27 protein-coding genes and 1 riboswitch are annotated in these 25,474 nt (G+C 71.2%); of the genes, 14 read left to right on the top strand and 13 right to left on the bottom strand.

What is annotated here, in order from left to right; genetic code table 11:
- Positions 1-18: 18 nt before the first annotated feature.
- Entirely contained in the window at positions 19-513 is a 495-nt protein-coding gene (locus ABH931_RS01280) for an NUDIX domain-containing protein (RefSeq protein ID WP_370108952.1), read from the bottom strand.
- A 208-nt stretch (positions 514-721) separates the two neighbouring features.
- On the opposite strand from ABH931_RS01280, the gene ABH931_RS01275 reads away from it, so the two are divergent.
- Together ABH931_RS01275 and ABH931_RS01270 are read left to right on the top strand one after the other, a co-directional pair.
- Positions 722-1,510 (top strand): IclR family transcriptional regulator, encoded by a 789-nt coding sequence (locus ABH931_RS01275; RefSeq protein WP_370108950.1) that lies wholly within the window; start codon positions 722-724, stop codon positions 1,508-1,510.
- A 108-nt stretch (positions 1,511-1,618) separates the two neighbouring features.
- Positions 1,619-2,044 carry an SsgA family sporulation/cell division regulator gene (locus tag ABH931_RS01270; protein WP_370108948.1) on the top strand — a complete coding sequence of 142 codons (426 nt, stop codon included), beginning with the start codon at positions 1,619-1,621 and terminating at the stop codon, positions 2,042-2,044.
- A 63-nt stretch (positions 2,045-2,107) separates the two neighbouring features.
- Here the strand turns inward: ABH931_RS01270 and ABH931_RS01265 are convergent, their stop codons facing one another.
- Positions 2,108-2,485: a phage holin family protein gene (locus ABH931_RS01265; protein ID WP_370108946.1), complete on the bottom strand. Its 378-nt coding sequence runs from the start codon at positions 2,483-2,485 to the stop codon at positions 2,108-2,110.
- Between the two features lie 70 nt (positions 2,486-2,555).
- Between ABH931_RS01265 and ABH931_RS01260 the strand changes: the two genes are divergently transcribed.
- Positions 2,556-2,873: a cupin domain-containing protein gene (locus ABH931_RS01260; protein WP_370108944.1), complete on the top strand. Its 318-nt coding sequence runs from the start codon at positions 2,556-2,558 to the stop codon at positions 2,871-2,873.
- Between the two features lie 147 nt (positions 2,874-3,020).
- Positions 3,021-3,221 (top strand): DUF5326 family protein, encoded by a 201-nt coding sequence (locus ABH931_RS01255; protein ID WP_370108942.1) that lies wholly within the window; start codon positions 3,021-3,023, stop codon positions 3,219-3,221.
- A gap of 79 nt (positions 3,222-3,300) precedes the next feature.
- Here the strand turns inward: ABH931_RS01255 and ABH931_RS01250 are convergent, their stop codons facing one another.
- Positions 3,301-5,031 (bottom strand): hypothetical protein, encoded by a 1,731-nt coding sequence (locus ABH931_RS01250; protein ID WP_370108940.1) that lies wholly within the window; start codon positions 5,029-5,031, stop codon positions 3,301-3,303.
- Between the two features lie 108 nt (positions 5,032-5,139).
- Positions 5,140-6,411, bottom strand: coding sequence for a YibE/F family protein (locus ABH931_RS01245; protein ID WP_370108938.1), 1,272 nt, complete (start codon positions 6,409-6,411; stop codon positions 5,140-5,142).
- An 83-nt stretch (positions 6,412-6,494) separates the two neighbouring features.
- Positions 6,495-6,607: riboswitch (TPP riboswitch) on the top strand.
- Between ABH931_RS01245 and thiC the strand changes: the two genes are divergently transcribed.
- On the top strand, positions 6,603-8,414 hold the full coding sequence (gene thiC / locus ABH931_RS01240; protein ID WP_370108937.1) for a phosphomethylpyrimidine synthase ThiC: 1,812 nt from the start codon (positions 6,603-6,605) through the stop codon (positions 8,412-8,414). It overlaps the preceding riboswitch by 5 nt.
- An 87-nt stretch (positions 8,415-8,501) precedes the next feature.
- Here thiC and ABH931_RS01235 read toward each other — a convergent pair whose 3' ends face one another.
- From ABH931_RS01235 to ABH931_RS01215, 5 genes are all read right to left on the bottom strand, one after another.
- A complete protein-coding gene (locus tag ABH931_RS01235; protein WP_370108935.1) occupies positions 8,502-8,780 on the bottom strand; it encodes a hypothetical protein in 279 nt (92 codons plus the stop codon).
- Positions 8,781-8,966: 186 nt separating this feature from the next.
- Entirely contained in the window at positions 8,967-9,608 is a 642-nt protein-coding gene (locus tag ABH931_RS01230; protein ID WP_370108933.1) for a hypothetical protein, read from the bottom strand.
- Positions 9,605-10,183, bottom strand: a complete 579-nt coding sequence (locus ABH931_RS01225; protein ID WP_370108932.1) for an RNA polymerase sigma factor — start codon at positions 10,181-10,183, stop codon at positions 9,605-9,607. Before ABH931_RS01225 ends, ABH931_RS01230 begins: the two co-directional genes overlap by 4 nt.
- Positions 10,184-10,352: 169 nt before the next feature.
- Positions 10,353-11,093: a hypothetical protein gene (locus ABH931_RS01220; protein ID WP_370108930.1), complete on the bottom strand. Its 741-nt coding sequence runs from the start codon at positions 11,091-11,093 to the stop codon at positions 10,353-10,355.
- Positions 11,094-11,319: 226 nt separating this feature from the next.
- Positions 11,320-11,712: a VOC family protein gene (locus ABH931_RS01215; protein ID WP_370109451.1), complete on the bottom strand. Its 393-nt coding sequence runs from the start codon at positions 11,710-11,712 to the stop codon at positions 11,320-11,322.
- 188 nt (positions 11,713-11,900) lie between these two features.
- Between ABH931_RS01215 and ABH931_RS01210 the strand changes: the two genes are divergently transcribed.
- The 3 genes from ABH931_RS01210 (at position 11,901) to ABH931_RS01200 (ending at position 14,557) form a co-directional block, all read left to right on the top strand.
- Entirely contained in the window at positions 11,901-12,821 is a 921-nt protein-coding gene (locus ABH931_RS01210; RefSeq protein WP_370108929.1) for a LysR family transcriptional regulator, read from the top strand.
- Positions 12,822-12,878: 57 nt separating this feature from the next.
- Complete coding sequence (locus tag ABH931_RS01205) at positions 12,879-13,298, top strand: hypothetical protein (RefSeq protein WP_370108927.1); 420 nt, start codon at positions 12,879-12,881, stop codon at positions 13,296-13,298.
- Between the two features lie 230 nt (positions 13,299-13,528).
- Positions 13,529-14,557: an aspartate-semialdehyde dehydrogenase gene (locus ABH931_RS01200; protein WP_370108925.1), complete on the top strand. Its 1,029-nt coding sequence runs from the start codon at positions 13,529-13,531 to the stop codon at positions 14,555-14,557.
- 61 nt (positions 14,558-14,618) lie between these two features.
- Here the strand turns inward: ABH931_RS01200 and ABH931_RS01195 are convergent, their stop codons facing one another.
- The 3 genes from ABH931_RS01195 to ABH931_RS01185 all read right to left on the bottom strand — a co-directional run bounded on the left by ABH931_RS01195 (position 14,619) and on the right by ABH931_RS01185 (position 18,195).
- Positions 14,619-15,542 (bottom strand): hypothetical protein, encoded by a 924-nt coding sequence (locus ABH931_RS01195; RefSeq protein ID WP_370108924.1) that lies wholly within the window; start codon positions 15,540-15,542, stop codon positions 14,619-14,621.
- Positions 15,543-15,767: 225 nt separating this feature from the next.
- Entirely contained in the window at positions 15,768-16,922 is a 1,155-nt protein-coding gene (locus tag ABH931_RS01190; RefSeq protein ID WP_370108923.1) for a metallophosphoesterase, read from the bottom strand.
- Positions 16,923-17,070: 148 nt separating this feature from the next.
- A complete protein-coding gene (locus ABH931_RS01185) occupies positions 17,071-18,195 on the bottom strand; it encodes a LacI family DNA-binding transcriptional regulator (protein ID WP_370108921.1) in 1,125 nt (374 codons plus the stop codon).
- 321 nt (positions 18,196-18,516) lie between these two features.
- Here ABH931_RS01185 and hisC point away from each other — a divergent pair, with 321 nt between their 5' ends.
- Complete coding sequence (gene hisC, locus ABH931_RS01180) at positions 18,517-19,617, top strand: histidinol-phosphate transaminase (RefSeq protein WP_370108919.1); 1,101 nt, start codon at positions 18,517-18,519, stop codon at positions 19,615-19,617.
- A 142-nt stretch (positions 19,618-19,759) separates the two neighbouring features.
- On the opposite strand, the gene ABH931_RS01175 is transcribed toward hisC, so the two are convergent.
- Complete coding sequence (locus ABH931_RS01175; RefSeq protein ID WP_370108917.1) at positions 19,760-20,350, bottom strand: hypothetical protein; 591 nt, start codon at positions 20,348-20,350, stop codon at positions 19,760-19,762.
- Between the two features lie 192 nt (positions 20,351-20,542).
- Between ABH931_RS01175 and ABH931_RS01170 the strand changes: the two genes are divergently transcribed.
- The 5 genes from ABH931_RS01170 to ABH931_RS01150 all read left to right on the top strand — a co-directional run bounded on the left by ABH931_RS01170 (position 20,543) and on the right by ABH931_RS01150 (position 25,347).
- Positions 20,543-21,922 carry an efflux RND transporter periplasmic adaptor subunit gene (locus tag ABH931_RS01170; protein WP_370108916.1) on the top strand — a complete coding sequence of 460 codons (1,380 nt, stop codon included), beginning with the start codon at positions 20,543-20,545 and terminating at the stop codon, positions 21,920-21,922.
- Positions 21,919-22,713 (top strand): ABC transporter ATP-binding protein, encoded by a 795-nt coding sequence (locus ABH931_RS01165; protein ID WP_370108914.1) that lies wholly within the window; start codon positions 21,919-21,921, stop codon positions 22,711-22,713. Before ABH931_RS01170 ends, ABH931_RS01165 begins: the two co-directional genes overlap by 4 nt.
- Positions 22,710-23,924: an ABC transporter permease gene (locus ABH931_RS01160; RefSeq protein WP_370108912.1), complete on the top strand. Its 1,215-nt coding sequence runs from the start codon at positions 22,710-22,712 to the stop codon at positions 23,922-23,924. Before ABH931_RS01165 ends, ABH931_RS01160 begins: the two co-directional genes overlap by 4 nt.
- 25 nt (positions 23,925-23,949) lie before the next feature.
- Entirely contained in the window at positions 23,950-24,555 is a 606-nt protein-coding gene (locus ABH931_RS01155) for a hypothetical protein (protein ID WP_370108910.1), read from the top strand.
- Between the two features lie 84 nt (positions 24,556-24,639).
- Positions 24,640-25,347, top strand: a complete 708-nt coding sequence (locus ABH931_RS01150; RefSeq protein ID WP_370108908.1) for a response regulator transcription factor — start codon at positions 24,640-24,642, stop codon at positions 25,345-25,347.
- Positions 25,348-25,474: the final 127 nt, after the last annotated feature.

Here is a 25,474-nt window from a genome sequence, read left to right as displayed (position 1 = left end):
GCGCCTCCCCTGCCCCGACTACCCCGACGCGAGATCGTCGGAGAGCAGGGCGAGGACACCCTCGATGTTCGCGGCCAGGTACGCCCGCAGGGACGGGGGGACGACGTTGACCGCCGTGACGCCCTCGCGGGTGAAGGGGAGCCGGACGACCTCGTACTCGCCCACCGGCTCGTCCACCTCGGGGCCGTGCCTGCGGGAGAGGTCCATGCTGCTGAGCCGGCAGACGAAGAAGTGCTGCACCTTCACCCCGTGAGGATGCAGCTCGGTGCCGTCCTCGTGATGGGTGTGGGAGACGGTGTCGACGAAGGCGGGGACAATGTCCGTCGCCTTGCCGCCCAGCTCCTCGGAGAGCTCGCGGTGGAGGGCGTCGACGACGGTCGCGTCGCTCGGCTCCATGCCGCCGCCGGGGGTGATCCAGTAGGGAGTGCGGCCGGGCTTGGTCCGCTTGATCATGACGAGCTCGGGGCCGTCGGGGCCGTCGTCCAGCAGGATCGCGCGGGCCGTGCGCTTCACCACCGGACGCGGGGCGGGTCGTGCTGCTACGTGTGTCGCGGTTCGTGCCACCACGTTGGAAGTGTGCCGCAGGGGGCCAGAGGTGAAACCAGGAGAAGGGCGGGGACACGCCGTGGCGGTACCCCGCCGTTCGGCGGGGTCAGGAGTACACCGGAGTCGCAGACAATTCCCCCGATCAGTGGGCATGATGTGGAGGAGTTGCGTCCAAATGGCATATGCCCTGGCCCTGGGAGTCGAGATGGCCACGGAGAAGGCCGCACCGACACTGATCGGTTCCGTGCAGCGGGCTCTGCGGCTGCTCGAGGCCGTCGGCGAGCACCGTTCGGGCGCGACCGCCAAGCAGCTCGCCCGCAGGGCCGGGCTGCCGCTCGGCACCACGTACCACCTGCTGCGGACGCTCACCCACGAGGGATACCTGGCCCGGGTCGACGGCCTCTACGTCCACGGCGAGGCGGTCGGTTCGCTCGGTCGGCACCGCGAGGTGCGCGAGGGCCGGGAGGCGATCAGCCACGCGCTGACGCGGCTGCGCGAGGAGCTCGGCGCCGCCACCTACTTCGCCACCTACCGCGACGGCGAGGTGGAGGTGGTCGACGTCTCCGAGGGGCCGGGCGTGGAGGCCGTGGAGGAGTGGGCCGATTTCGGCGCCACCGGCAACGCGCACGCCATCGGGCAGTGCCTTCTCGGCCAGCTCGACCGGGAAGGCCGCCTTGACTACTTCTCGCGTCACCGTCCGCTGTCGCTGACGCGACGCACGGTGAGCGATACCCCTGTGCTGCTGCGCCGCCTGGAGGCGCGGCCGCTCGGGCGTCCGGTGCTGGAACAGCAGGAATACATGCCCGGGGTGGTCTGTGCGGCGGTTCCGATCATGGTCGGGGCGGCCGTCTGCACCATCGCGCTCTCGTTGCCGGCGGTGCAGTCCCCTCGACTCCCCGCAGTCGCGGACCGGCTCGCGGCCCGGGTCGGGTCGGTCATGGACCGGCTCTCGTTCACCATTTGAAAACTTCGCCCTTGGGTCCGAGAGCGGACAAAAGCGACGATGGACGCTCGCAGTACGCAGTACGCAGTACGCAGTACCAACTGACGACGGGGATCGAGAGGTACCGCAATGAAGATGCAGCAGAGCCTGGTCAAGGGCCGCCTGGTGATGAGCCTGCTCGTCTCGGACGAGCTCGCCTTCGACACGGCCGTGGAGCTCTCCTACGACCCTGGCGACCCGCTGGCGGTCCGCCTCACCTTCCACCTGCCTGGCGACCCGCCGGTCACCTGGCTCTTCGGGAGGGAGCTGCTGCTGGACGGGATCACCCGCCCGAGCGGCGAGGGCGACGTCCGCGTCCGGCCCGTTCCGGGCACCGACGAGGACTTCATGGACGTCTGCATCGAGCTGCGCTCGACGGACGGCGCGGCGGTACTGCGCTCTCCCGCCGTGCCGCTGATCTCGTTCCTCGGCCGGACCGACCGTGTGCTCCCGATGGGACAGGAGCACACGGTCGCCGACCTCGACCGCGAGCTGGAGGCCATCCTCGGCCGCTGAGGCGACCTCGTCCGCGCCTCGTCCGCGCCTCGGTCCGCGCCTCGGTCCTCGCCTCGGTCCTCGTCAGTCCTCGTCGCGGACGACCAGGTGCAGGCCCCAGGCCACGACGCTGATGATCAGCGCGCCCAGCAGGGCCGGCACGAAGCCCTCCACCTTGAAGTCCAGGCTGAGCTTGCCGGAGGCCCAGGAGGTCAGCCAGAGCATCAGGGCGTTGATCACGAAGGTGATCAGGCCCAGGGTCAGGATGAACAGCGGGAGCGAGAACAGCTTGACCAGCGGCTTGACGAAGAAGTTCACCACGCCGAAGACCAGGGCCACGAGCACGAGGGTCAGCGCCTTGTGCCCCCAGTCGGAGCCGGTCAGGTCGATGCCTTTGATGAGCCAGGCCGCCACTCCGATGGCGGCCGCGTTGATCAGGGTCTTGAGTACGAACTTCGTCATGCCGTGATCGTCGCAGCCGGTGACCGTTAGCGGTAGTCCCGACAGTCGGTCCGACTGGTTGAATGGCCGCATGAAGCTCTTCCGGATGGACGACCTCGACGCCGAGCGGTCCGCCAACGAGGGTGCGTACCTGCGCTTCCTGCGCGAACGCAGCATGTCAGCGGGCCTGTACGCACTGAACGCCGGGGAGCTCGACACCCAGGGCGCCCACGCCCAGGACGAGCTCTACGTGGTGGTCAGCGGCCGGGCGTCGGTCACCGTGGGCGAGGAGACGCAGATGGTGGCGCGCGGCGCTGTCGTCTTCGTCCCGGCCGGGACGCCGCACCGCTTCCACCACGTCAGCGAGGACCTGCGGGTGCTCGTGGTCTTCTCGCCGCCCGAGGGGTGAAACCCCGGCTTCTGTGAGGGTTTCCCCGACTGTCCTGATCAGGGTCTTATCCGGGTCTTCTCAGGGGCAGGAAACCTTCGTCGGGCCTTGTCGCGCCCGTACGATCGAAGACGTAAGCCAGGACACCCCAGGGGGAGGACGGACATCATGACTGAACTGTGGAAGGCACTCCCGGGTTGGGTGCGCAACATCGTGGTCCCGATCGCGGCCATCGTCATCGCGTGGTGGGTGCTGTCGGCGATAGTCGGCATCTTCATGGGGCTGCTCGGTCTCGTGTTCAAGCTGCTTGCCGTGGTGGCGCTCGGCGCGGTCGTGGTGATCCTGGTGAAGAAGGCATCCAAGAGCTGACGTGAGCTCACCCGCTCATGACAGAAGGGGCCGACCGCGTCAGATGCGGTCGGCCCCTTCGCTCGTGACGAGCTGTCGCTCAGTGCGCGGTCACGCACACCGGCGCGCTGGTCGCCGGGATGTTGTCGTACCCGAACTGGGTGAGGTGCGGGTTCTGCCCGTAGACGGCACGGAAGCAGACGTTGCTGCCGACGCGCATCCGCACGGCCCCCGGCGCCGGGTGGGACGGGCTGGTGCCGGAGAGCGGGTCGTTGTGCCAGACGCCGCTGCCCGCCACGCTCCACTGGTACTGCACGGTCGCCCAGAAGGGCGGCTCGAAGTGCCAGGTGCCGTTGATGCGCTCCCAGTCGCTCGCGTAGAGCGAGACGTAGGAACCGCGCTTCACCGAGGTCGCCGAGACGTGGGCGTAGGCCGCGGTGGCCCAGCCGGTCTGGTAGGAGAACGTCTGGGCGGACATCAGCCCGCTGTCGGAGACCAGGTGCAGGGTGACGGTGCCACCGGTCTCCCTCGTCAGCGGTGTCGGCAGTGAGAGCGAGACCGGCGTGGCCCCGGTGCCGGACGCCACCACCTTGATCCCGTTCAGCACCACCGACCACGACCGCAGCTTGCTGAAGCCGTCCGGCGCGGAGACCTTGGCCTTCACCTGCAGGGGGCTGCCCGCCACCACGGTCTGGTCCAGGACGGGCCAGTTCGAGGTGAGCGGCAGGGCGACGGTCACCTGCTGGTCGACGCTCTGCTGGACGCCCGCGTTGTCGGTGACGACCCAGGTCAGCGTGTGCCGGCCGAGCGGCAGCCGCTTGAGCGGCGTGCCCGACGTACCGGCTGCCGGGAGACGGCAGCCGTGCCCGTCCCAGACCAACAGGCCCGCGTCGACGGCGGAGTCCTGCCAGAGCTGACCGTCCACGTCGAGCTGGAGGTGGGTGACACCCGGGTAGGAGAAGGACTGACCGCAGCCGGTCCAGCCGGGGTGGGTGACGTCGGCGTACAGGGCCTGTCCGTCCGGCCGAGTGGCGGTGGCCTGCGGGGTGACGGTGAAGCCCGAGTCGACGATGACCTCGCCGGTCCTCGGCGCACTGACGATGCCGTTGCTGTCGGTCGCGACGGCATAGACCGAGTAGAAGCCACCGGGCAGCGAGCCCTTGGCGAAGTGGACGGTCCAGGTGCCGTCGCCGTTGTCGGTGAAGTGCGAGACCGGCCAGGCCTGCGCCCCCGGACCGGCTGCCTCCAACTGCACGTCGGCGATGGTGGTCCCGGCCGGAGCGGTCGGCGAGACGGCCGGCGTGACGTTGAAGGTCAGCTGATCCGCCGTGGCGACACCGGCGATGCTCGGCAGATTCGACGAGAGCAGATTCGGGCGGTGGTTGTCGATGTCGACCGGGGTGCTCGCCACGGAGCTCGTGGCGCCGGCACTGGCGGCGAACGCGCCAACAAAACGGCTTCCGTCAGGGATGACGGGGAGGGCTGCGCCGCCGGTCTGGCCCGGCCGTACGGCCGCAGTGTCGATGGTCCAGTGGAGCGTGCAGGAGGCATCGCACTGGCCGGGCTGGATCGCGATGGTCTGGACGAGTCCGGACCGAGCGACGTAGTACTCGATCTGCGTGGCAGGGGCGCCCGGGCTTGAGGTGACCGTCGCGGTGACGCCGATGACGCCGGAGACGGTCGGGGTGGTGCCGGGTGTCGTCCCGTCGATGCTGATCGAGACGGTGGGTGCCGCGGCGGCGTGAGCCGCTTCGGTGAACGATACGGAGGCGCACAGGGTGGCCGCTGCGAGAACGGCTGCGGATCTGAGGCGCCGGCGGGATATGCGCACGGGGCTCCTCGGGAAGGAAGAGAGATCACTCGACGGTGATCAACGACGAGACTCTAGCCGTCCGCCCCAGCCCCCCGCACATGGATTCGGCCGCGCCGAGACCGCAACTCACCGACGGCGGCGGTGGGATGTCCGGGCTCGTGCCGGTACTTCGGGAAGATCCGCGACATCGCGCGAGGCCACGAACGCCGCCAGCGCGGTCGTCAGCGGCACGGACGCGATCAGGCCGATGCTGCCGACGAGTGTGCGCACGACCTCCTCGGCGACGATCTCGCTCGTCGCCACCTGCCACACCCCGCGGTGCGACAGCGAGAAGAGCAGCATCAGCGGCAGCGCCGCGCCCGCGTAGGCCATGACCAGGGTGTTGACCGTGGAGGCGATGTGGTCGCGGCCGATCCGGATCGCCGCGCGGTACAGCGCCCGTGCGCCGAGGGCCGGGTTGGCGGCGTGGAGTTCCCAGACGCTGCTGGCCTGGGTGACCGTCACGTCGTTGAGGACGCCCAGCGAGCCGATGATGACGCCGGCGAGCAGCAGACCCGGCAGTTGGATGCCGGGAAAGAGCGAGTGGACGAACGCCGTCTCGTCCGAGGTGTTGCCGGTGAGCCGGGTCAGGCCGATGAACAGCTGGCCCAGGCCGCCGATGAGGGCGAGCGAGGCCATGGTGCCCAGGACCGCGACGGAGGTCCGGGCCGAGAGGCCGTGGCAGAGGTAGAGGGCCAGCAGCATGATCAGCCCGCCGCCCACGACGGCGACGGCGAGCGGCGGTTCGCCGCCGAGGATGGCCGGCAGCACGAAGAACGTGAGCACCAGGAAGCTGATCGCCAGTGCCGCCAGCGCGGCCAGGCCGCGCAGGCGGCCCACCAGGACGACGGCGAGCGCGAAGACGCCCGCGAGCAGGGCGACGGGGACGCTGCGGTCGGCGTCCTCCACCGTGTACTGCAACGCGGTGGGCGCCGTCGGCGAGTAGTCGACGACGATCTTCTCGCCCGCCGAGTAGACCGCGGTCTGGTCCGGGGTGAGGGTCTGGGTGACGCTGCGACCGGAGTTCTTGCCGCTGGTCAGCTGGAAGGTGATCTCCGTGCAGGTGCCGGAGTCCCCCGTCGTGCTCGTGGCGGTCGAGCCCTGGCCGCAGGGCACGGTGCGGGTGGCCGTCACCGTGCCGGTGACGGTGATCTGGTCGAAGCCCGTCCCCGTCGGGGCGTGGGCCGGCAGCGGCGCGGGCCACAGCAGGTAGAGGCCGGACAGCACGGCCAGCGCGAACGGCACCAGCACCGCCGCGAGCAGGACGCGCAGCCGTGCGGACGCGGGACTGGCCGGGCCGTGGTCGTGGGTGTGCCCGTGTCCGTGCCCGTGACTGTCGGGGTGGTGGTGCTCTGCCACGCTGGCGAACGCTACAGCGTGTCCACTCCGTGGCCCAGCCCTGGCCAAGCTCCGCCATTCCTCGCTATCGTCGTGTGCATCTCATCTGTAGACGCGGGAGCTCGGAGCACCGGGCTGAGAGGGCGCTGACGTCGCTGCGCCGACCGCAGGAACCTGACCGGGTAATGCCGGCGTAGGGAGTAGTGGGTCTGATGACCACGCATGACGACACGCAGCACAAGTCTGTCTCCAGCACCGAGGGCGGCTACCCGACCCCGGCCTGGCGCAAGGCGTACCACCAGGGCTCCCGGCCCGATCTGCGCGTCCCTTACCGCGAGGTGCTGCTGAGCACGGGTGGCACCGTGCCGCTGTACGACACCTCCGGCCCGTACACCGATCCCGCCTTCGAACCGGACGTGCGCCGCGGCCTGCCACCGTTGCGTGACGCCTGGATCAGCCAGCGCGGTGACGTCGAGGACTACCACGGGCGCGAGCCGCGCCCGGAGGACGACGGCCTCAAGCACACCGCCCCGCGCGGTGTGCTGGTGGGCGCGGGCCTCGACGGCCTCGACGCGGTCTTCCCCGGCCGCCCGCGCCGTCCCCGGCGCGGCCGCGACGGCGCCGCGGTCACCCAACTCGCCTACGCGAAGCGGGGGATCGTCACGCCCGAGATGGAGTTCGTGGCGCTGCGCGAGGGAATGCCGGCCGAGACCGTCCGCGAGGAGATCGCGGCCGGGCGGGCCGTGCTGCCGGCGAACGTGAACCACCCGGAGTCAGAGCCGATGATCATCGGCTCGAGGTTCCTGGTGAAGATCAACGCCAATATCGGCAACTCCGCGGTGACCTCCTCGATCGAGGAGGAGGTGGAGAAGATGTCCTGGGCGACGCGCTGGGGCGCGGACACCGTCATGGACCTCTCCACCGGTCGCAACATCCACACCACCCGCGAGTGGATCCTGCGCAACTCCCCCGTCCCGATCGGCACGGTGCCGCTGTACCAGGCACTGGAGAAGGTCGACGGCAAGGCGGAGGAGCTCAGTTGGGAGGTCTACCGCGACACCGTGATCGAGCAGTGCGAGCAGGGCGTCGACTACATGACCGTCCACGCGGGGGTGCTGCTGCGCTACGTGCCGATGACGGCCCGTCGCAAGACGGGCATCGTCTCGCGCGGTGGCTCGATCATGGCGGCCTGGTGTCTGGCGCACCACCAGGAGAACTTCCTCTACACCAACTTCGAGGAACTCTGCGAGATCCTGCGCGCCTACGACGTCACCTACTCGCTGGGTGACGGCCTGCGTCCGGGTTCGATCGCGGATGCGAACGACGAGGCCCAGTTCGCCGAGTTGCAGACGCTGGGTGAGCTCGGCCGGATCGCACGGGCGCACGACGTCCAGGTGATGATCGAGGGTCCGGGCCACGTCCCGATGCACAAGATCAAGGAGAACATGGATCTCCAGAAGGAGATCTGCGACGAGGCGCCCTTCTACACGCTCGGCCCGCTGACCACGGACGTGGCACCCGGCTACGACCACATCACCTCGGGCATCGGCGCGGCGATGATCGCCTGGTGGGGCACGGCCATGCTCTGCTACGTCACGCCCAAGGAGCACCTGGGCCTGCCCAACCGCGACGACGTCAAGACGGGCGTGATCACCTACAAGATCGCCGCCCACGCGGCCGACGTCGCCAAGGGCCACCCCTCCGCCCAGGCCTGGGACGACGCCCTCTCCGACGCCCGCTTCGAGTTCCGCTGGGAGGACCAGTTCAACCTGGCCCTCGACCCGGAGACCGCCCGCGACTTCCACGACGAGACGCTCCCGGCGGCCCCGGCGAAGACGGCGCACTTCTGCTCCATGTGCGGGCCGAAGTTCTGCTCGATGAAGATCAGCAGGACCGTGATGGACATGTTCGCCGGTGAGGAGCCTCTGAACGGCGACGACGCGACTGTCGTCTCCGGGATGAAGGCCAAGTCCGAGGAGTTCATGGCCCAGGGCGGCAAGGTGTACCTGCCCGTGGTCGACTGATCGGCAACTGATCGGCAACGCCGACGGGCCGGCCTGCAGGAGTTGCAGGCCGGCCCGTGGCGTCACCGGTCACCGAGGGAGGATCGGTCAGCCGACCAGAGTGTTGTAGGTGCTCCAGCCGTTGCCGAGGGAGACGCGGGCCTTGAAGGGGGCGCTGGGGTTGCCGGTGCCCTGGTAGAGCCAGAGCACACCGCTCGCGTCGCGGGCGACCAGGTCGGTCCAGACGTCGTTGGTGATGTCACCGACGCCGACGATCGAGTCGTAGGTGTTCCAGCCGCCGCCGACGCGGACGCGGGTCTCGAAGGGGGCGCTGGGGTTGCCGGTGCCCTGGTAGAGCCAGAGCACGCCGGTGGTGTCTCGCGCCACCAGATCGCGTGCTGGCCGGTGTGCGGACACGAACGGGTACGCCGTGCCCGAATGCCGGGGTATGGGCCGTTTGACCGTTGAGAACGAGGGCCGGGCCGGGTGTGAATTCCATGAGCGCCCGCCAGGCGCAGCGGCTTGTTCCGGTGCCGGGCGGGGTGGCGGGTGCCACCCCGCCCGGCGGCGGGATCAGCCCTCGCCGATGTCGACCTGCGAGGTGGGGAAGCAGCTCGGCGCCTGCCTGGTCAGCATGGTGGCCAGGCTCCCCACGGACTTGTGGAGCGCGTCCGCCGGGGATTCGTCGACGATCAGCAGGGTGTCCCCGTGCGGGATGGCGCTGGGGTCGAGCAGCGCGATACGGCCGTTCCTGGGGTCCAGGGACATCACCTTCTCGAGGTGGCTGCTGTCGACCGGGACGACCTTGCTGGGGCAGGCGGCTGATGGGGTCAGTACGACGGCGGGCAGGCCCGCCCGGCGCAGCGCCGCCTGGAGCCCGGAGAGGCGCGTGCCGATGATCTTGAGGGCGACGACCTTGTCGGGGCGGATCGTCACGGTGTAACCGACGTCGCCGAGGGCGGGCGCCGGGTTGCCGCCCACGCTCGGGGAGGTGACCGGCGCGGCGTGGGGGGCAACGGGGCTGCCGCCGGCCTGGGCTCCCAGGACGACCGCGGTGACGGCGGCGGCCAGCCCGAGCGAGGTCACCGCGATGCGGCGGGCGTGGCGCGGCCGGACAGGGGTCCGGTCGAGGGCGGTCATCTCTGCGGCGCGGGCGGTCAGCTCGTCGCGCAGGCGCTGCTGGAAGTTCACGGGGGTGGGCACACGGGTGTTCACGAGGCGGCCTCCAGAAGGGCGGTGCGGGACGGGTCGGTCGGCGGGGTGACGCTGCGCAGCGCCTTGCGGGCCCGGTGCAGCCGCATCCGGGCGGTGGCGGTACTGATGCCCAGGGCCTGGGCGGCCTCACGGGTGGTCAGTCCGTCGACGGCCACCAGGTCCAGCACGGCTCGCAGCGATTCGCTCAGGGCGCCGTGAAGACCGGCCAGCCGCCGGGCGGCGCGGGTGGCGTCGATGCGCGCCTCGATCGCGGCGACGTCCTGTTCGTCCAGCATCCGGCGGCCTGCGATCTGGGAGACGGCCTGCTGCTCGCGGGCGCTGCCGCGGAAGTGCGAGGCCAGGACGTTGCGGGCGATGCCGTACAGCCAGGCAGCGGGCGCCCCCCGCCGGGCGTCGTAGCTGTCCGCCTGCTCCAGCGCCGTCAGGAAGATGTCGGCGGTCAGGTCGGCGGCCAGGTGCGCGCTGTCGGTGCGCCGGGTGACGAAGCCGAGGATGGCGTCGAAGTTCTGCTGGTAGAACTCGGCGAACCCTGATGGGTCCCTGACGGGTGGGGCTATCGGGTGCTCCGTGGGCACGGACGCTCCTTGGGACGAACGAGTTACTGCCTTACACCTCTACTTGGTTCCGGCGCAGAAAAGCGTCACATGGTTTCGGCGTCCCGAAACTCCGGGGGCCTCGTGAGACGGCTCCGCCCCCCTCGGGGCTTCCCGAAGGGGGCGGAGCGGGGTGTGGCGGGTGTGGGGGTCAGACGGTGTCGGACCGCGGTGACCGTGGCGGACGCCGGAGCTCGCTCCGGAGGGAGCGGAGGTCCTGGCGGACCTCGCGGACGTCGTCGGACAGGTCGTCCACCTTGTGGTTCAGGGCTGTGACGACACGGCCCATGGAGTCGAGGCGACGATCGACGCCCTCGGCCCAGTCGGGCGCCGACGGGGCCGGGACGATCTCGCCGTCGATGACCTGTCGCCAGGCCTCGGCGGCGGGGTCGCGGGAGGTGACCTCCCACTCGTCCCAGTGGGGTCCGGGGCCGAGCCGCCGGCCCGGCGGCATGCCGTGGGACGGGGGCTGTGGATTCCCGGCGGGCCTGTGGACAACTCGCTCCTCGGTGTCGAGGAGGTACGCGCGGACGCGTCGTGCGACGGCGCTGTCGCGCAGCAGCATCGCGACGTTGAGGACGGCGCGGCGGTCGTAGATTGCGATTCCACGGCCGCTGACCTGCGTAAAACTCATGTTGAGTTTTACGAACCGAGACTTTTCCACACCCTTGAGGATGTGGAGACCGTTGGCTTCGAGCTCTTCGCGGTGGCGCTGCGAGAGGTTGTTGATGGTGCTTTCGGGGACCTCGAAGTAGTCGGCGACCATCCGGGTCGTCACGTAGGTGCCGTCCGGGAGCATGGTGAGGATCTTGACCTTGTCGAGCGCCTCGACGCGGTGCACGACGCTCCTGCGCAGCGCGCGGGACTCGATCAGTGCGATGTCAGGTGGCATGGCGATGCCGCCTCTCATGAGCAGGGATGAAGGAACGACGCCGCACGACCCAGCGGCCAGGGGCGCAGGTCGCTGACGGCCACAGATCCATCCCGCCGGGGGCTGCCCGGACTGCTCTGAGATTCACACGCGTTTCGAAGTCGACTCACCCTGGTTGCCTGCGCGCACCCTGACCAACGACGCTCCGTGTCCGGCGGTTACGCCGAATGCCTGGTTCGTCGGATCGTCATTCCGTCACGTCCTGCGGGTACCAGCGCAGTTCGATGGTGTTGCCGTCCGGGTCCTGGAGGTAGACGGAGGTCGCGCTGCCGCGGGCGCCGAAGCGCGGGACCGGGCCGGAGACGACCGGGACGGTGGGAGGGAGGGCGGCGAGGAAGGCGTCCCAGTCGAGCGGGGCGACGGTGAGGCAGATGTGGTCGACGTTGGACTCGCCGCGCGGGCGGGAGACCAGGTCGATGATGGTCTCGGCGGAGATCCGGACGGAGGGGAAGGGCACCTTGCCCGCGCGCCATTCGGGGACGCGGACCGGCTCAAGACCGAGCAGACCGAGGTAGAAGTCGAGGGCGCGGTCGACGTCGGCCACATTGAGGACCAGGTGGTCGAAGGCCTGGACACGCAGGGTCTGGGTCGGGGTCGGGGTGCTGCTCACTTCGCGCTCCTCGGGTGGGCTGGGCCGATGCTCTGGGGGTGTCTCCATGGTCGGCGGGGAGCATGTGCCGAACAACGCACGATCGGCATACGATCGTTGAGCAGGATTCAACGATCGGGGCGGGGGCTGGGTCCGTGTGGGAACGCGTGGAGGTCGAGGTGTTCCTTGCGCTCGCGGAGGAGTTGCACTTCGGGCGGACCGCGGAGCGGCTGGGGCTGACCACCGGGCGGGTCAGCCAGGTGGTGCGGAAACTGGAGCGCCGGGTGGGCGGGCCGCTGTTCGAGCGGACCAGCCGGACGGTGCGGTTGACCGCCGTGGGCCGGCAACTGGCCGAGGAGCTGGGCCCGGCGGTCGCGGCGGTGGAGCAGGCGTTGCGGCGGGCGGTGGACGCCGGGCGCGGGGTCACCGGCGAGCTGCGGGTCGCGTTCCTGGGTGAGTTCGTCGGGCCGGTGCTGCTGCGGGCGGTCTCCCTCTTCGGCGAGCGGCACCCCGAGTGCCGGGTCGACGTGCGGGAGGTGCAGTTGTTCAACTCCCGGGCCAGCCTGGAGGACGGCTCGGTGGACGTGCTCATCGCCTCCTATCCGTTCGAGGGGATGGCCAACGGACCCGTCCTGCTGAGGGAGCGCCGGGTGCTGGCCGTGCCCGCGCGGCATCCGCTCGCCGAGATGGTGGAGGTCTCGCTGGAGGCTCTCGGCGACCATCCGGTGGTGCAGTATCCGGCGGCCACCTCCGTCGGCTTCAAGCGGGACCGCACCCCGGAGTTCACTCCGTCCGGGCGGCCGGTGCCGAAGGGGCCGGTCGGCAGCACCTTCTCGGAGATGCTGAGCCTGGTCGCGATGGGCAGGGGCGTCCTGCCCGTCGGCGAGCACGCCCGCCGGTACTACCCGCGTCCCGACCTCGCCTACGTGCCGCTGCGCGACGCACCGCCGATCGAGCGCGGGCCGGTGTGGGTGGAGGCCAACACCACGGCGCGCGTCCGCGCCTTCGTGCAGGCCGCCGCCGATGCCGTGGCGGCCGACGCCGTGGCGGGTGGCGATGGGGCGGGTGGCCGTGGGGAGGGACTGCTTCCGCCGGGGTAGGGCGGGTGTCTCCCGCTGGGGGACGTGGTCGGCCGCGCCGCGCGTCAGCCTGGAGCCATGACCACAGGCGTGAACGCACGCACGGCCCCGGCCCGGTGGGACGGGGGTGACCGCCTGGTCGGCCGGATCACGGCCGGGGTCGGGGCATCGCTGCTGGTGATGTCCGTGCTCCACCTGACCCATGTGATCGCTGGCGGCTCGCCGCCCTACGACCCGGACTCGGCGGGTACGGCCGAGGGCGTCATCGGCCTGGTGCTGCTGGTCGCCGCCGACCGGCTGCGCCGGGAGCCGGCGCAGTCCCGCGGCTTCGCCCTCGGGGCCCTGGTCTTCGCCGTCGTCGGCTTCCTGGTCGGACTCGCCTTCACGACGACCAGCGGCACGGCCGTCGACGTGGCCTACCACCTCCTCGGCCTGCCGCTGCTCCTGCTCGCGCTGTGGCGCCAGGCGCGGGTGGTCAGGGCCGCCCGGCTGCCGTGACGCGGCGAACCCGCTGATGCGGCGGCGGTGGCGCCTGGATCTCGCGAGGTCTCATCGGCCGGGACGGGAAAATTCCGGCGGGGCGCGGTCCGCCGTTCCGCAGGGCTTCCCGTCCGCCGGGCGGCGGCACCGCAAGGCTTCCTGTTTGTGCAGCTCAGCACGGGTGAGCGGGAGTGTCCGACGGCTGGATATCCGCTCGCCTTCGACGCGCGGGCCCTTACTGTAGGGGCATGAGGATTGGAATCGTGGGTGCCACTGGTCAGGTCGGCGGCGTCATGCGCCGGATTCTTGAGGAGCGCGACTTCCCGGTGACGGAGCTGCGGCTCTTCGCCTCCGCGCGCTCGGCCGGGTCCACGCTGCCGTGGAAGGACGGCGAGGTCGTCGTCGAGGACGCCGCGACGGCGGACTGGAGCGGGCTGGACATCGTGCTGTTCTCGGCCGGTGGCTCGACGTCCAGGGCGCTGGCGGAGAAGGTCGCCGCGGCCGGGGCCGTCGTCATCGACAACTCCTCGGCCTGGCGTGGCGACCCGGAGGTGCCGCTGGTGGTCTCCGAGGTCAACCCGCACGCGATCGCGGACCGCCCCAAGGGCATCATCGCCAACCCCAACTGCACCACGATGGCTGCCATGCCGGTCCTCAAGCCGCTGCACCAGGAGGCCGGGCTGGAGGCGCTCGTCGTCGCCACCTACCAGGCCGTCTCGGGCGGCGGGCTGGCCGGTGTCGCCGAGCTCTACCAGCAGGCGTGCAAGGTCACCGAGGCCTCGGACCAGCTGGCGTTCGACGGCGAGGCCGTCGAGTACCCCGAGCCGCAGAAGTTCTCCAAGCCGATCGCGTTCAACGTGCTGCCGCTCGCGGGCTCCATCCAGGACGACGGTTCGAACGAGACCGACGAGGAGCAGAAGCTCCGCAAGGAGAGCCGGAAGATCCTGGAGATCCCCGGGCTCAAGGTCTCCGGCACCTGCGTCCGGGTGCCGGTGTTCACCGGCCACAGCCTTCAGATCAACGCGCGCTTCGCGCGCCCGATCAGCGCCGCGCGTGCGTACGAGCTCCTCGCCGCCGCCCCGGGCGTCGTCGTCTCCGAGGTCCCCACCCCGCTGGAGGCCGCGGGCAAGGACCCGTCCTTCGTCGGCCGCATCCGCACCGACGAGACGGTGGACAACGGCCTCGCGCTGTTCGTCTCCAACGACAACCTCCGCAAGGGCGCCGCGCTGAACGCGGTCCAGATCGCGGAGCTGGTCGCGGCCGAGCTCGGTCGCTGACACACCAGGGGCGCGGCGGAGCCGCAGATCGGGTGGATCCCCGCGCCCCTGGACAGCGCGGCTAGTCGTCGGTGTTGGGCAGGAAGCGGCTCAGGTGGTCCGAGCCGTCGTAGTCCGGGCTGGTGAAGTCCGGGGAGGAGAAGCCGGGCGAGGAGAAGTAGACCTCGTCCTCGCGTTCCTCCTCCGGTTTCTCGTGGCCGTGGCCGTCGGTGATGCCCTCGACGCCGGGGCTGGTGAAGCCCGGGCTGGTGAAGCCGAGTTTCGGGTTGCGGCGGATCAGGTCCACGCGGGTGCGGCGTTGCGCCGCCTCCGCGGCGATCTGCGCGCTGCGCACGGCCAGCTCGGATTCGAGGAACGGCAGCAGGCCGCGTGAGCGCAGCGCCGCGCGCCACGCCTCGCGGGCCTTGGCGACCTCCGCCGCCAACTCCGGCTGGGGGCGTTCGGGTATGGCTGCGGCGTCCCGCTTCGCGGTCTGCACCAGGGCGACCGTCGCGACGACCAGCGCCGCGCCGCCGACGACGGCGAGCGCGCCGGCCGCGGTGATCAGCGAGCGGCCGAGCGAGACCGAGGGCGAGCCGGCACGGACGGCGAGGCCGATGAGCCACAGCACGAGGGCGCTCGTCCAGGCGAGCACCGGTGCGAGCACCGCGGCCATCGGGCCCAGGCCAGCGCGGCGGCTCGCGTCCAGCGCGGTGCCCGGTTCGGCCCACTGGGCCGGGTCGGTGCTGCCGAGGCGTTCGGTGTCGGGGCCCGCGCCGACCTGGGCCAGCTGCTCGCGCAGCTCGCGGTAGCGGGCGTACTCGGGCGCGGCGGCGGCGCCGACCTCGGGCAGCTCGCGCATGGCGCGCTCGCGGAGCTCCTCGGTCGTGATGGCGCCCCGAGTGGCGCGCACCGCGTCCCGGATGTGCGGCGTCTGTAGCGACTCGTCCAGGATCCGCACGTAGTCGGGCTTGTCCTCGGACAGCAGCTGAGTGGTGATGTCCATGGTTCTGCTCCCCCCGTGGAAGTGACGGCCGTTCAGGGCTGCCGGGCCAAACCGGCCGGGGGTTATGGGTTGTTAACGCAACATGCTAGGCGCGAGGACTGACACACCGACAGTCGGTTTCGCGAAATTCCGCGTCAGGAGTGGCCCGCGTTGCTTCTGGCAATTGCCCGAAGCAACCCGGACGCCGGGCGCTCCCTCAGCGCGCGCTCCCTCGGCGCGCCTCCCTCAGCTCAACGGCAATCGGGCGATGAGCAGCTTGCCCTCGCCCTCCATGGTGACGCCGCCGTCCATGGCCACGGCCAGGTCGTCCGCGTACACGTGCGGGCCGTCGACCTGCACGCCGGAGTGGCCGTCCTCCGTCGGGGCCTCGCCGAGCAGGTAGGGGATCGGGCTGTGGCCGTGGACGATCCGGTGGCCGCCGAAGGCCGTCAGCAGTTCCCGCGCCGCCTCCGGGCCGTTCTCGCCGCGGAAGGCGAAGCGCTTGGTCATCCGGCGGAAGCAGTCCCACCACTCGTCCGCGTCGCCGTGGCCGAGCACCTCGCGGATCGCGTCGTTGACCTCGTCGACCGAATTGCCGTACTCGAGGTAGGCGGTGGTGTCGGAGTGGACCAGCAGGTGGTCGTCCTCGACGGCCATGGCCGGGAGCCGGGAGAGCCACGCGACGTGGTGGTCCTCCAAGCGCTCCATGTCGTGCGGCTGGCCGCCGTTGAGGCGCCAGGCCGCGAGGAACGAGGCGGTGCCGGCGCTGGAGTGGACCGGCTCCTCGCCGTAGCGGTCGGCGCCGAGGAGCAGCAGCTCGTGGTTGCCCATCAGGGCGCGGCAGTAGCCGCCGTCCGCGGCCGCCTCGGCGGCCAGGCGCATCACCAGGTCGATCACGCCGATGCCGTCGGGGCCGCGGTCGGTGAAGTCGCCGAGGAACCAGAGCCGGGAGCGGCCGGCGCTCCAGTGGCCCTCGGCGTCGATCAGGCCCTGCGCGTGCAGGCCGTCCAGCAGGTCCTGGATGTACCCGTGGACGTCGCCGATCACGTAGAGCGGACCCTCGGGGCCGCCGGGCAGCGCGTCGAGGTCGGGCGCGGGAGCGGGCGCCGGGACTCCCGGGACGATGGGCGCGCCGAGCTCCAGGGTGGGCGGGTCCTGCGGCGGGACGGCCGGCATCGGCGGCGCGACGGCCGGGGTGGCCGGGACCGTCGGCGCCCCGAATCCGAGCGGCACGGCCGCCCGTACGGGCGCGGCCATCGGCGCGGCCGGCGGCAGGGGCGCGTCCGGCGGTACGGGCGGCGGCGCGAAGAAGTCGAACTGCGTGGACCCGTCCGCTGCCTGCGCGGCGTGCGGCCCTGGGTCCGGCTGGTCAGGCCAGGCGGGACGGTCCACGGGTGTCATGACGCCCATCGTATAAAGCCGCCCTTCCCGGCGTCCGCACCTGGGAGGGATCAGCGAGGGGAATTCGTTCACGGATCAAGGGGGCAACGCGGAGCAACGGGGGACAAAAAGGGCAGGTCAGACCTGCCCCTGTCGCACGTGCCCGAATTCACGCCTCCCCGGGCGGCCTCGGTGCGGCCACGGTGGTGCGCGGCGGGCGGCGCTGTGACGAGCGCCGGACGATCAGCTCCGTGGGCATCAGCTGCCCGGAGCCGTTCTGGTCGGCGGCGGTCTCGTCGGCGGGTGCGATGCCCTCGATCGCGTCGATCAGCAGGTTGACCACGGTGGTGCCGATCCGCCGGGGCTTGAGCGACAACGTGGTGATCGGCGGCTCGGTGGTGGCGTAGACGTCGCTCTCGCTGCAGCAGACCAGCAGCAGGTCGTCCGGGACGCGCAGGTGGTAGCGGCGGGCGGCGGCGAGCAGGTCGGTGCCGTTCGGGTCGAACAGCCCGTAGACGGCGTCCGGCCGGTCCGGACGGGCCAGCAGCCGGTCGGCGGCGACGGCGCCCGCGCAGGGGTCGTGCGCCGGGTAGGCCTCGTACAGCGGTTCCTGGCCCACCGAGCGGCACCAGCCGAGGTACGCCTCGGTGCTCAGGCGCGTGTAGGTGTCGGTGCTGGTGCCCGTCAGCAGCCCGATCCGGCGGGCGCCCGCCTGGGCCAGGTGCTCCAGGATGCCGAGCACCGCGGCATGGTGGTCGTTGTCGACCCAGGCGGTCACCGGGCAGTTGCCCGGTTTCCCGTCGCTGACCACCGGCAGGCCTTGCCGGTAGAGGTCGGCCACCATCGGGTCGTGGTCGGACGGGTCGATCACCACCGTGCCGTCCAGGGCGACGTTGCTCCACACGTCGTGCCGGGAGGAGGCGGGCAGCACGACCAGCGCGTAGCCGCGGTTGAGCGCGGCCGAGGTCGCCGCCCGGGCCATCTCCGCGAAGTAGGCGAACTCCGTGAAGGTGAACGGCTCCTGGCCGTACGTGGTGACCGTCAGGCCGATCAGGCCGGAGCGGCCCGTGCGCAGGGTGCGCGCGGCGGCGGAGGGGCGGTAGCCCAGCCGTTCGGCGACCTCGCGGACCTTGGTGCGGGTCTCGTCGGGCAGCCGCCCCTTGCCGTTGAGCGCGTCGGAGACCGTGGTGATGGAGACCCCGGCGGCCGCCGCCACGTCCCGGATTCCTGCGCGCTCCAGGCGCCTGGTGCGGGTGGTGGTCCGCCGGCCGTGGTGATTCGCTGCAGCTGTCATGTCTGGCCGATCGTATGGCGCGGAACTGCCGGAAGGGGATGGTGTGTCCGGAAGCGTCGGAGATACGTTTCTCCATGACCATTCGCGCGTTTTCTCCTTGCACCAACGACCGTTTCGCCCCTGATCGCCTGCGTTTTGGTCATGCACTCACGGTGTCGCCCAGCGAGTCTGCGCGGGCCGCAATCGGCACATGTCACTCGCATGGGTGAGGTTCGCGCGATCGGCTCGTATGGTGATCTCGACCGGTTACAGCGACGGCGCCGCGCGAGCAGAGATCCTGCGGGGCGCGACAGCGTCGCCATTCTCTGGAGGACGACCACGGTGAGCACCGAAACCACCCCCGGCGCGAACGGCCCCCGCCTGCGCGAGGCCCTGAAGGGCATCCCCGCCTACAAGCCCGGCAAGCCGGCCCAGGGCGCGGACGGCGCCCCTGCCTTCAAGCTCTCCTCCAACGAGAACCCCTACCCGCCGCTCCCGGGCGTCCTGGAGGCGGCGACGGCGGCTGCCGGCTCGTTCAACCGCTACCCCGACATGGCCTGCGCGGGCCTGATCTCCGAGCTGGCGCAGCGCTTCGGCGTCCCGGAGACCCATGTGGCCACCGGCACGGGCTCGGTCGGCGTCGCGCAGTCCCTGCTCCAGGCGACCTCCGGTCCGGGCGACGAGGTGATCTTCGCCTGGCGCTCGTTCGAGGCCTACCCGATCATCACCCAGATCAGCGGCGCCACCTCGGTGCGGGTCCCGCTGAAGGCGGACGAGACCCACGACCTGGACGCGATGCTGGCGGCGATCACGCCGCGCACGCGCCTGATCTTCCTCTGCAACCCGAACAACCCGACCGGCACGGTCGTGCACCAGCAGGAGCTGGAGCGCTTCCTCGACGCGGTGCCGAGCGACGTCCTGGTCGTCCTGGACGAGGCGTACAACGAGTTCGTGCGGGACGAGGCGGTGCCGAACGGCGTCGAGGTCTACCGCGACCGGCCGAACGTCTGCGTGCTGCGGACCTTCTCCAAGGCGTACGGCCTGGCCGGCCTGCGGGTCGGCTTCTGCATCGCGCACGAGCCGGTCGCCGAGGCGCTGCGGCAGACGGCGGTGCCGTTCGGGGTGAGCCAGCTCGCGCAGGATGCGGCGGTCGCCTCGCTCCGGGCGGAGGAGGCCCTGCTGGAGCGGGTCGCCGCACTGGTGGCCGAGCGGGAGCGGGTGGTCTCCGCGCTGGTGGCCCAGGGCTGGACGGTGGCCACGACGCAGGCGAACTTCGTCTGGCTGCGCCTCGGTGACCGCACGATGGACTTCGCGGCGGCGTGCGAGGCGGCGGGCGTCGTCGTCCGCCCGTTCGCAGGCGAGGGCGCCCGCGTCACCATCGGCGAGACCGAGGCGAACGACCTCTTCCTGCAGGCGGCGGAGCTGTTCCGCAAGACGGTGTAACCGTCAGGGGCGCGGGGAACTGCGCGGGCAACCAGCCTGTTCGGATGGCCCTGCTCGCTGAGCGACCCACTACCTCGGTGGCTTGTCGCGCACGCAGTTGATCGAGCAGGGCCCCGCGCCCCTGGAACGCGCAACGTCCCTGTCAGGAAGCCGACGGCGAGGGTGCTGACGCGCCCGGGCTGCGGGTGGGGAGGAGGGGCTTGCAGGTGTTGTACGCGGCGGCGGTCTTCGGGTCCGTCGTGTTCAGCGCGCGGAGGCCGCCGGTCTTCGGGAGGGTCACGCCGTGGTCCTTGAGGCAGCTGGTGAACGCCGCCATCGCGGTGGAGTTGAAGCCGCCGCGCCCCCCGCCGCCGAAGCCGCCCTTGGGGCGGAGCGAGGCACACGCCTGCATCGCGGCCTGCATGGTCGGATTCGCCGAGGCACCACCGCCGCCGAAGCCGAAACCGCCGCCGCCCCCACCGCCGTAGCCGCCGCCGTTGCCACCGCCGCCGTAACCGCCGGAAGGACGCCCGGAGGGGCGACCGGTCGGGAGGTTCACGCCGTGCTGGCTGAGGCAGGTGCGGTAGGCCTGCATCGCCGCGCCACGCGCGGACGACGACGAGGGGGAGGCCTGGCTCCCCGAGGCGCTCGTCGAGCCGGAGGAGCCACAGGCGGACAGCAGCAGTGCGGAGGCGCCGATGAGGCCGGCCGCCGCTGCGGCCCGCGCGCGAGCGGCGTTGCGGTGAGTCGTCATGGGTTCGAAGGAACCCCACAGCCATGCGCACCACCTGGGTGAGTTCTTCGAATCCGCTGGGAGCGGTGACCCGACCGGCGATGCAGAGAGGGGCTTACGCCCCGAATGTCGGACTTTGCCAGCTATACGCTCCCAGGGAACTCCCAGGCTGCTCCCAGAGCCCGCTGGGCGGGTCCCGTCAAGGTGTGCGGCATGAAGGTGCTTCCACGACGGCGTAAGGCCGTCCTGTTGAACTCCGTGCTCGCCACGGCGCTGCTGGCCACCGGCGGCATCGCGTGGGCGACCGTGGCGCAGGGCTCCAGCAGCACCGGCTCCGCCACCACGCGCACCGCGACGGTCCAGCGCGGCACGGTCCTCGCGACGGTCTCCGGGTCGGGCACACTGACCTCCCCGTCGGACGCCGGGGTGAACTTCACCACCGGCGGCACGCTGACCGAGGTCGACGTGAAGGCCGGTCAGAAGGTCACCGCCGGGCAGGTGCTGGGCAAGGTCGACGCCACCTCGGCCGACGAGACCCTCTCCAACGCCCAGGCGCAGCTGTCCTCCGCCCAGGCCAACCTCACCCAGGTCGAGGCCGGTACGACCCCCGCCGCGAGCTCCAACAACGGCGGCGGCAACGGCGGCTCCGGCTCCAACGGCGGCGGGTCCACCGGCGGGCGCGGCAGCGCGACGTCCTCGACCCCCACCCCCGCCCCCACCCCGACCGTCAACCAGGCGCAGCTCGCCAGTGCCGAGCAGCAGGTGACGTCCGCGGAGAACTCCGTCGCCGCTGCCCAGCGCGCGGTCGACGGGACGGTGCTGAAAGCCCCGGTCTCCGGCACGGTCGCCTCCGTCGGCGGCAAGGTCGGCGACACCGTCTCCGGCACCGGAGGCTCTGGCTCCGGTTCCGGCTCCGGTGGCAGCGGCGGCGGCTCCTCGTCGAGCTCCTCCAGCTCGTCGAGCAGCCTCTCCGGCTTCGTCGTGATCACCAACCCGTCCGGGATGGAGGTCAGCGCCGACTTCTCCGAGAGCGACGCGCTGAAGCTGAAGGCCGGCCAGGCCGCGACCGTCACGCTCAACGCCGACACCTCCCAGGTGCTCAACGCCAAGCTCGTGTCGATCAGCTCGCTGCCCGTCAGCAGCTCCGGCAGCGGCAGCAGCTCCTCCGGCGCCGTGCAGTACGCGGCGCTGCTGGCGATCACCGGCGACACCGCCAACCTGCGCACCGGCCTGAGCGCCAGCGTGCAGGTGGTGACCGGTGAGGCGTCCGGCGCGCTCTACCTGCCGACCTCCGCGATCAACGGCACCGGCGCCAACGCCAGCGTCAACATCGTCCAGGCGGACGGCACGACCAAGCGCACCCCGGTCACCCTCGGCGTGCAGGGTGACAGCGACGACCAGATCCTCACCGGCGTGAACGACGGCGACAAGGTCGCGATCACGGTCGTGTCGACCTCCGGCAGCAACGGCTTCCCGAGCACCGGCTTCCCCGGCGGCGGTGGCGGCGGTCGCGGCTTCGGCGGCGGTGGTGGTGGCTTCGGTGGTGGCGGCGGTGGCCGCGGCACCGGCGGCGGTGGCGGGGGCAGGGGATGACCCTGACCTCCGGCCCGCTCTCCGGGCCGACGACGGACGAGCGCGGTACCGCGCCCGTCATCTCGGCCCGGCGACTGGTGAAGAGCTACGGCATGGGCGACGCTGTCGTGCACGCCCTGGCCGGCGTCGACCTCACGGTCGAGGTGGGCGACTACGTCGCCATCATGGGCAGCTCGGGCTCCGGCAAGTCGACGCTGATGAACATCCTCGGCTGCCTCGACGTGCCGACCACCGGCCGCTACCTGCTCGACGGCATCGACGTCGGCGGGCTGGACGAACGCCAGCTGTCGCTCGTGCGCAACCGCAAGATCGGCTTCATCTTCCAGTCGTTCAACCTGGTGCCGCGCACCACCGCGCTGGCCCAGGTCGAGCTGCCGCTCGCCTACGCGGGCGTCAAGCCCGCCGAGCGGCGGCGCCGCGCGCTGGCCGCGTTGACCATGGTGGGGCTCGCCGAGCGCGCCGACCACAAGCCCAACGAGCTCTCGGGCGGTCAGCAGCAGCGTGTGGCCGTGGCCCGCGCGCTGGTGACCTCGCCCGCGATGCTGCTGGCCGACGAGCCCACGGGCAACCTGGACAGCCACAGCACCAAGGAGGTCCTCGGCATCGTGGACCGGCTCAACGACTCCGGCCGCACGGTCGTGCTGATCACCCACGAGGACGAGGTGGCGCTCCACGCCAAGCGCGTGATCCGCCTCGTCGACGGGCTGATCGTCAGCGACGTGCGGCAGGCGCCTGTGGACGGGCCGCCGCCGGCCCTGGCAGGCGCGCTCACCCAGGGAGGCGCGCGATGAACCCGTTCGAGACGCTCCGCTTCGCCACCATGGGCCTGCTGGCCAACAAGGTCCGCTCGGGCCTGACCATGCTCGGCATCCTGATCGGCGTGGCAGCGGTCATCCTGCTGTTGGCGGTCGGCAACGGCTCCTCGCAGGCGGTCAAGGACTCCATCGACGCGCTCGGCACCAACGCGCTGACCGTCAGCTCCGGTGCCGGCTTCGGCGCGCAGTCGACGGCGACCAGCACCAAGCCGCTGACCATCGCGGACGCCCGCGCGCTCGCCGACACCACCCAGGGGCCGGACATCAAGGGCGTGGCGCCCGAGGTGCAGACCTCGCAGACGGCCCTGTACGAGGGCACCTCGCACACGGTCAGCTCGGTGATCGGCACCTACCCGGCCTACTTCGAGGCGTCCAACAGCAAGGTCGTCAAGGGTGACTACTTCAGCGCCGACGACGTGCTGGCCTCGCGCAAGGTCGCGGTGATCGGCTCGACCACGGCGACCGACCTGTTCGGCACCGCCGACCCGATCGGCAAGAAGATCACCCTGGGCGGCACCCCGCTCACCGTCGTCGGCGAGCTGGCCACCAAGGGCAGCGGCACCGGCTTCCAGGACCCGGACGACGTGATCATCGCGCCGCTGCCGACCGTGCAGAACGCCTACACCGGCTTCGGTTCGCTCAGCCAGATCCTGGTCGAGGCGAGCTCGGCCGACACCACCACGCAGGCGCAGAACGAGATCACCACGATCCTGATGGGCACGCACGGCATCACGGATCCGACCGCGGTCGACTTCCGGGTCAGCAGCCAGACCACGCTGCTCACCACCCGCAGCTCCACCACGCAGACCTTCACCGTGCTGCTCGGCGCGGTCGCGGCGATCTCGCTGCTGGTCGGCGGCATCGGCATCACCAACATCATGCTGGTGACGGTCACCGAGCGGACCCGGGAGATCGGCATCCGCAAGGCCATCGGCGCGCCCAAGGGCGTCATCCTCAGCCAGTTCCTGGCCGAGTCGACGCTGCTGTCACTGATCGGTGCCGGCCTCGGCGTCGGGGTGGCGCTGGTCGGCGCGCACTTCACCATCGTCGGCATCAAGCCGGTGGTGATCCCGGCCTCGGTCTGGGGCGCCTTCGGGATCGCGGTGGCGATCGGCCTCTTCTTCGGCAGCTACCCGGCCAGCCGGGCGGCGAGCCTGCGTCCGATCGAGGCGCTGCGTCATGAGTGATCTTTTCCCGACAGAGGAGGAAACCGTGGACCTCGACGTGTCCCGGTCCCACACGGTCGACTCGCAGGCGATCGAGCCGTTCGTCGAACCGCCGGTCGTCTCTCCGGAGGACGTCCTGGCCGAGCCGCCGGACGCGCTGGACATCAGCGCGGAGCTGGCCGCCCCGCCGCGCCGCAAGCTGCCGTGGCTGACGCTGCTGCTGGCCGGCGGCCTGGTCGCGGGTCTCGGCTTCCTCGGCGGTGTGCTGGTGGAGAAGAACAACGGCTCGACCGGCACGTCGGGCCGCGGCTTCAGCGCGGCGGGCCGCACCGGCACCGGCACGGGCGCCTCCGGCCGCACCGGCGCCGGTGGCTTCGGCGGGGGCGGTTTCGGCGGCGGAGCCGGTTTCGGCGGTGGCGCCGGTGGCGGCGCGACGGTCGGGACGGTCAAGCTCGTCGACGGCTCGACGATCTACGTCACCGACACCTCCGGCAACATCGTGAAGATCACCACCGGTGGCTCGACCAAGGTCAGCATCGCCCAGTCGGGCAAGGTCAGCCAGCTCAAGCCGGGAGCGACGGTCACCGTCCGCGGGACCACCGACTCCAACGGCGATGTGGCTGCCACTACCGTCACCCAGGTGGGAGGCTGAACCCGCGCACAGGGTTCACTCATGAACTCCTCATCTACGGCGACTAACCTGCCGCAGCCAGTTCCGTACTCACCGGGGGCGCCCATGGACACCGCCGAGGCCAGCCTGCTCGTCGTCGACGACGAGCCGAACATCCGCGAGCTGCTCTCCGCCTCGCTCCGCTTCGCCGGATTCCGCGTCGCCTCGGCGGCGACCGGCGCCGAGGCCGTCGCGTCCGTCCAGCGGGCGCGCCCGGACCTGGTGGTGCTGGACGTGATGCTTCCCGACGTGGACGGCTTCGCCCTGGTCAAACGGCTGCGGGACGACAGCGACCGGGACAAGATCCCGGTGATCTTCCTGACCGCGAAGGACGGGGTCGACGACAAGATCAACGGGCTGACGGCGGGTGGCGACGACTACGTCACCAAGCCGTTCAGCCTGGAGGAGCTGATCGCCCGGATCCGCGCGATCCTGCGCCGTACCGGCGGCCCCGCCGACGACGGCCGCCTGGTCGTGGCCGACCTGGAGCTGGATCTGGTCGGCCACCAGGTGCACCGGACCGGGCGGCCGGTCTCGCTCTCGCCGACCGAGTTCAAGCTGCTGGAATATCTCATGACGAACACGGGCCGGGTGGTGTCGAAGATGCAGATCCTCGACCACGTCTGGGCCTACGACTTCGGCGGGGACCTCAGCATCGTCGAGTCCTACATCTCCTATCTGCGCCGCAAGATGGACTCGGGCGCGGAGGGCGCGCCCAAGCTCATCCACACCGTGCGCGGAGTCGGCTATGTCCTCCGCCGCCCGGCTGCGTAAGCGCCTTTCGGCGCCGGGGACGTCGCACCTCCCAGGGGCGCGGGGAACTGCGCGGCAAGCCACCCAGGGCGGTCGGATCCCGAACGATCAGGGCCATCCGCCTCGGGGGGTTGCTCGCGCAGTTCCC

Origin of the sequence: Streptacidiphilus sp. MAP12-33 (genome assembly GCF_041261265.1) — a bacterium.
Classification (GTDB): Bacteria; Actinomycetota; Actinomycetes; order Streptomycetales; family Streptomycetaceae; genus Streptacidiphilus.
This window is presented reverse-complemented; position numbering and strand designations above follow the sequence as displayed.

Excerpts from the sequence above, each read along its gene's own strand:
- ABH931_RS01170 (WP_370108916.1), top strand. The coding sequence starts at position 20,543 with ATGAAGGTGCTTCCACGACGGCGTAAGGCCGTCCTGTTGAACTCCGTG.
- ABH931_RS01195 (WP_370108924.1), bottom strand. The coding sequence starts at position 15,542 with ATGGACATCACCACTCAGCTGCTGTCCGAGGACAAGCCCGACTACGTG.
- ABH931_RS01260 (WP_370108944.1), top strand. The coding sequence starts at position 2,556 with ATGAAGCTCTTCCGGATGGACGACCTCGACGCCGAGCGGTCCGCCAAC.
- ABH931_RS01175 (WP_370108917.1), bottom strand. The coding sequence starts at position 20,350 with ATGACGACTCACCGCAACGCCGCTCGCGCGCGGGCCGCAGCGGCGGCC.
- thiC (WP_370108937.1), top strand. The coding sequence starts at position 6,603 with ATGACCACGCATGACGACACGCAGCACAAGTCTGTCTCCAGCACCGAG.
- ABH931_RS01160 (WP_370108912.1), top strand. The coding sequence starts at position 22,710 with ATGAACCCGTTCGAGACGCTCCGCTTCGCCACCATGGGCCTGCTGGCC.
- ABH931_RS01270 (WP_370108948.1), top strand. The coding sequence starts at position 1,619 with ATGAAGATGCAGCAGAGCCTGGTCAAGGGCCGCCTGGTGATGAGCCTG.
- ABH931_RS01205 (WP_370108927.1), top strand. The coding sequence starts at position 12,879 with ATGACCACAGGCGTGAACGCACGCACGGCCCCGGCCCGGTGGGACGGG.
- ABH931_RS01150 (WP_370108908.1), top strand. The coding sequence starts at position 24,640 with ATGGACACCGCCGAGGCCAGCCTGCTCGTCGTCGACGACGAGCCGAAC.
- ABH931_RS01265 (WP_370108946.1), bottom strand. The coding sequence starts at position 2,485 with ATGACGAAGTTCGTACTCAAGACCCTGATCAACGCGGCCGCCATCGGA.
- ABH931_RS01200 (WP_370108925.1), top strand. The coding sequence starts at position 13,529 with ATGAGGATTGGAATCGTGGGTGCCACTGGTCAGGTCGGCGGCGTCATG.
- ABH931_RS01220 (WP_370108930.1), bottom strand. The coding sequence starts at position 11,093 with ATGCCACCTGACATCGCACTGATCGAGTCCCGCGCGCTGCGCAGGAGC.
- ABH931_RS01190 (WP_370108923.1), bottom strand. The coding sequence starts at position 16,922 with ATGACACCCGTGGACCGTCCCGCCTGGCCTGACCAGCCGGACCCAGGG.
- ABH931_RS01185 (WP_370108921.1), bottom strand. The coding sequence starts at position 18,195 with ATGACAGCTGCAGCGAATCACCACGGCCGGCGGACCACCACCCGCACC.
- ABH931_RS01165 (WP_370108914.1), top strand. The coding sequence starts at position 21,919 with ATGACCCTGACCTCCGGCCCGCTCTCCGGGCCGACGACGGACGAGCGC.
- ABH931_RS01255 (WP_370108942.1), top strand. The coding sequence starts at position 3,021 with ATGACTGAACTGTGGAAGGCACTCCCGGGTTGGGTGCGCAACATCGTG.
- ABH931_RS01275 (WP_370108950.1), top strand. The coding sequence starts at position 722 with ATGGCATATGCCCTGGCCCTGGGAGTCGAGATGGCCACGGAGAAGGCC.